Raw genomic sequence first — 4874 nt, 5'->3', positions numbered from 1 at the left:
GCCACTCGGGGGTCGTCGACAGCGACCGTGTCGTCGAGCGCCTCCTCGGCGGCATCAACGCGGTCGGATGCCTCTCGCAGACTCGGATGGGTGGCTAGGGCGATGTAACGGGTGGCGTTGACGGCCGCGCCGAGCGGGCTGAATATCCGCTCCATGACCAGCAGGTTATCCAGGTCCGCCTGGCGTAGGGAGCCTCCCGGCAGATCCTCGAGGCGGCTGGCGACGAAATCGGAGAGCAGGCCCATCCTGCTTCCTTGCTTGCGCATGCGCTGCACGGCCGCCCGCTGCCGCCGCAGCTCTGCTTCCTGGGTGGCGAGCGTTCTCTCCAGCCGTTCCAGGATGCCCGCGACATCCCGGTCGCTGTCGGCACCGGCAGTCGCTGTGTCAGCAAAGGCATCACGGATGTCCTCCAGGGCGATGCCCGCGTCGGCCATCTTGCGGATCCACAGCAGCCGGATCATCTCTTCGTAGCCGTAAAGGCGGCGGCCGTCGCTTCCCCGTTCTGGCTCGGCGAGCAGCCCGATCTGGTGATAGTGACGGATCGCCCGCGGTGTCGTGCCCACGAACGATGCCGCGTGACCGATCTTGACTCGGCGCGGCGGAACGAAGGACGAAAACATGAGCGGGGCCTTCCTGAGGGGGCGGGATGTGAGTCCACCTGATCACATAACGCTACGGGAGGTGCAACTCGAGGCACGTACCGGGGTGAGTGCTGGATGCTTCCCACCCTTGCCCCGCGCCCACCGTCGCGGTCTAATGGATGGCCAGAAGAACCGACTCAACCTTCGACTCGAGGCACAGTGAGCACACTGCACACCTTGGACGCGCACGTGGCGCGCGGCACGGCACCGGGCATCGTCGTGACCGCTGGCTCCGTGGACGGCCCCGTCGAGACCTTCGCCGCAGGAGACCTCGCCGCAGACGCCATCGTGCGCATCCAGTCGATGACCAAGCCGATTCTGGCGGTCGCGACCCTGCAACTCGTGCAGGCCGTCCGCCTGACCCTGGATGACCCGGTCGACACGTGGCTGCCCGAACTTGCGGATCGCCGCGTGCTGCGCACGCCGGAGTCGCCGCTATCCGACACCGTGGCTGCGAAGCCGATCACCGTGCGTCACCTGCTAACAAACACGTCGGGATACGGGGCAACCACCGCACCGTCGCCCCTCCAGGATGCGATGCGGGAGAACCGCACCGACGCGGGTGCGGAACCGGTAGCGATGGGGGCGCAGGACTGGTTGGATGCCATGGCGTCGCTGCCTCTGATGTTCCAGCCGGGCACCGGGTGGCGCTACCATCACTCGTTCGGCATCCTGGGGATCCTTCTCTCCCGCGTCGTCGAGGCGCCATTGGGCGACCACCTGCGCCAGAGTCTGTTCGACCCGCTCGGCATGGTTGACACGGGCCACGTGGTTCCGCGTGAGAAAGCCCACCGGCTGCCCGCTGCCTACCGGCATGACCCGCAGCGCGGCCTCGTTGAGGTGGAGCCCGCTGGTGCCGGGTTCTATGTTGAGCCGGCGCCCTTCGACCTCAGCCACGCTGAACTGGTGTCGACGGCAGCCGACTATGCAGAGTTCACCCTCATGCTTGCCTCAGGCGGCCGGCACCGCGGGCGCCCCTTCCTCGATCCGGAACTTGTCGAGCAGCTGCGAACCGACCAGGTGCCCGCCGCGATCAAGACGCCGGACAGCTTCTTTTTTCCCGGATTCTGGAACGGCACAGGGTGGGGCCTCGGCGTCGCAGTAGAGACCGAGGGTGAGCATGCCGGGCGCTATGGCTGGTCAGGAGGTCAGGGCACGGACTTCTTCATCAACCCAGACGGATCGTTCCGAATCCTTGTGACTCAGGTCGAGATGGGTCCACAGATCATGGAGCTATTCGGCGATCTGCAGTGAGGGAGTGCGCCGCTGCCGCGGTCGCATGCCCGGGTTCCTGTATATTGGCGGGGTGCAGGCGGACAAGTAAGTGATTAAACGCAGTTGGATGATTACCGTCGGCATTGTGCTGACGCTGGTGTTGCTGCACTCACCGGTGTCCCGCCCCTCCATAGCGGAAGCGACCCCCGCGACGACTGTCCTTCTGGATATCAACCCTCGAAGCGCGGCGGTCGGTAATGAGGTGGAGGTATGGGCTCGGGCTGTGTCGGGGCCCGACCTTCTGGATGGCACCTTCGACGTCTATCGTTCTGACGCGCACGGTGTACCCCAAGGGGACCCGCTGCTTAGCGATCTAGAGACCAGCGGCGGGCACGTGATCGTGAGGTACCTGCTCCCGCCGTCTCTTCTGGGGGCACAGCACATTGTGGTGAAGTTCACCCCGCTGCCATCGGGCGCCGCGACCTGGAGCGCACCTGTGGCGCTCACCGTGACCAAGCCCGCAACAGTGACGGTGACCGCCCGGGCGCGATCGCCGTTCGGAACCACCCTGGCGATATCGGCGTGTGTGACCTCGGCATACGGGGATCCGGCGGGTGTGCTCACCCTCTCAGTGAACGAAAACATCAACTTTGAGCGCGTCACTGCGAACGCCGCCCTGGATGCGGACGGGTGCGCAGAGTTCGCTCTTGATGTTTCTGCACTCGGCCTCGGCGCCCTCGATATCTCGGCGCACTTCGGCGGTGATGAGTCGTGGGGTTTCGCAAGCGCCAACCGTGCGGTCGTGATCCTGGAAACCCGGCCCACCACGGTCACGGCGTCGGCCGCGCCAGCGACGCTCTTGAGTGGAGAGTCGACGGCCCTCACGGCGGCGGTCACCGCGACAAACCTCGCCGGGAACCCCGCCGTGGTGCCGGGCACGTTCCGTTGGTACAGAGCCACCGACACCGGTCAGAAATCTGGAACCGCCTTGCACGAACAGTCTTCTGTGACCGGGCAGCAAGTATGGGCGGCCTACACTCCGGAAACCTTCGGCGAGACGGCCCTGGTGGTTGAGTTTGTGCCCGACAACTCACACGGGAATGCTTGGTACCTGCCCAGCACGAGCGGCGTCGTGGGCGTCACCCTGGAGCGAGCAGCGTCGAGGACGACGGTCAGCGTTTCCCCCAGTGGCGAGCTCACCGCACCACTCACGCTGACCGCACAGGTCACCTCGACAAGCGCGGTCGCGGACGGGGGCCTCGTGACCTTCACTGCAGCCGGCGGCCCGACCTTGACAGCGACCCTCACCGGCGGGCGAGCCACCGCCCAGGTGCCATCGACCATTGCAGACGGCACCTATCACTACGTCGCCCAGTATCGAGGATCCGCCACGGTCGACACATCGACGAGCGCACCCGCGTCATTCTCGCTTCACCGAAACCCAGCGGTCGGCGGCCAAGCACCTGGAGATAGCGTCGTGATCGAAACGAAAGCGCAGTTGCAGCAGGGTGCTTCGCAGCTCGTCACCGTCGAAGGTCTCGCCCCCGGTGAGACCGTGCACTTCTACCTCTATTCGACGCCGCGCTATCTCGGGATGGCGACTGCGGATTCCCACGGGATTGCGCGCCTCGTATTCACCGTTCCCGCGTCTCTTGAACCGGGACGCCATCGCGTTGAGGTGCGCTCGATGTCAGGGGTGCGGTCGGTCTGGGTCAACCTCGACGACCCCAACGCGTCACTCGCGCAAGCGAGGCTGGCGGCGACGGGCATCGGTGACGACTATCTCGTGGAGACGCTCGCGCTGGGGGGCTCGCTGGTGACGTTAGGGGCGATCCTCGCCCTGCGTCGGCGAATTGGGCTCAGCAACGCGTAGCATCCCGAATCGGCGCCGCCACGGGTGAACCCGAGAGGCGGGGCGCTTTTGTGAGCGGTGAGGCGCGCGCGAGAGAATAGGGGCAGAGAGGGGTCCCCATGCGCAGTGTGTCTCGCCGCGGATTGGCGCTATCGATCGCGCTCGCCGCTGTCGCAGGCTATGTCGACGCCATCGGCTTCTTGGGAACGGGCGGGCTTTTCGTCTCGTTCATGAGCGGCAACTCGACGCAGGCCGCGGTCGGCCTTGTCGAGGGCGCGTTCGGTTTCGCGCTGCTCGGACTGAGTCTCGTGGGCGCCTTCGTGCTGGGGGTTATCGCCGGCGCGCTTCTGAATGCACTCCGCGCTCACCACCCGCAATCACTCATCCTCTGGTTGGCGGCCGGAGGGCTGCTCGTCTCCACGCTGTGGGGGCTGACCCCGTGGGCGTCGCCGTGGCGTTTCGTGGTCGTCGCGGCGGCCATGGGCATCCTCAACACGCTGTTTCTCGCTGAAGGTCGGGCGCGTATCGCCGTCACCTATGCGACCGGCACCCTGGTGAGCCTCGGCATCGGGATTGCGGATGCGATTACTGGCCGTGCATCGGGTGCCGCTTGGCGTAGGCCGCTCATGCTGTGGGGTGCCCTCGCGCTGGGCGGTGGATTCGGTGCTCTCGGCTTCGTCATGCTGGGCGATGTCGCGTCTCTGGCCGCGGTGGTCGCACTCGCGGGGCTTGCCGTTGTTGTGTGGTGGCGCTACCGACCCACGGTCGCGGGGCGACCCTAGCTGGCGGCGCGGATCGGCTCGAGCTGCGTCTCTGCGGCCCACCGGGCAGCGTCAGCGATATCCCGACCCTGCAGGCCAGTCTCTCGCCGCATGGTCACCCATGTCGCTGAAGAATCTAGGTGGCACAGCGCGGCGACGAGGAGACGTCGCTCGGGTTCGCCCAGCGACGGCACCTCGGCGCGCAGGAGAGCATCGAAGCGATCCCGCTGCGGCGCAGGCTCGGAGCCGTTGACACCCCGCATCGCTGTTTCGGCCACGACGTGTGCAAGTTCCGGGCGGCGGTCGTAAGCCTCCATCGCCTCATGGATCGCGAGGGGCACGTCAAAGATGGAGTCCGACTCCTGCCGGGTGAAAATGGTGCGCTCGATCCACGCCGAGGTCGCC

The 4874-nt window shown here is 66.4% G+C and carries 4 protein-coding genes and 1 pseudogene; 3 read left to right on the top strand and 2 right to left on the bottom strand.

The window, feature by feature from the left end:
• On the bottom strand, positions 1–620 hold a 620-nt coding region (locus AC062T_RS06250), incomplete at its 3' end, for a MerR family transcriptional regulator (protein ID WP_476028392.1).
• A gap of 180 nt (positions 621–800) precedes the next feature.
• On the opposite strand from AC062T_RS06250, the gene AC062T_RS06245 reads away from it, so the two are divergent.
• The 3 genes from AC062T_RS06245 to AC062T_RS06235 all read left to right on the top strand — a co-directional run bounded on the left by AC062T_RS06245 (position 801) and on the right by AC062T_RS06235 (position 4490).
• Positions 801–1895, top strand: coding sequence for a serine hydrolase domain-containing protein (locus tag AC062T_RS06245; protein WP_476028390.1), 1095 nt, complete (start codon positions 801–803; stop codon positions 1893–1895).
• 70 nt (positions 1896–1965) lie between these two features.
• Positions 1966–3729 (top strand): Ig-like domain-containing protein, encoded by a 1764-nt coding sequence (locus AC062T_RS06240; RefSeq protein ID WP_476028388.1) that lies wholly within the window; start codon positions 1966–1968, stop codon positions 3727–3729.
• Positions 3730–3827: 98 nt separating this feature from the next.
• Positions 3828–4490 (top strand): YoaK family protein, encoded by a 663-nt coding sequence (locus AC062T_RS06235; protein ID WP_476028386.1) that lies wholly within the window; start codon positions 3828–3830, stop codon positions 4488–4490.
• Here AC062T_RS06235 and AC062T_RS06230 read toward each other — a convergent pair.
• Positions 4487–4874, bottom strand: a pseudogene (locus tag AC062T_RS06230) (TetR/AcrR family transcriptional regulator); the annotation flags it as partial. The gene AC062T_RS06235 and the pseudogene AC062T_RS06230 sit on opposite strands and share 4 nt — an antisense overlap.

The organism is Homoserinimonas sp., from assembly GCF_056262345.1.
This window is presented reverse-complemented; position numbering and strand designations above follow the sequence as displayed.

What these genes read in the sequence shown, in the direction of transcription:
- AC062T_RS06235 (WP_476028386.1), top strand. Translation starts at nt 3,828, where the DNA reads ATGCGCAGTGTGTCTCGCCGCGGATTGGCGCTATCGATCGCGCTCGCC.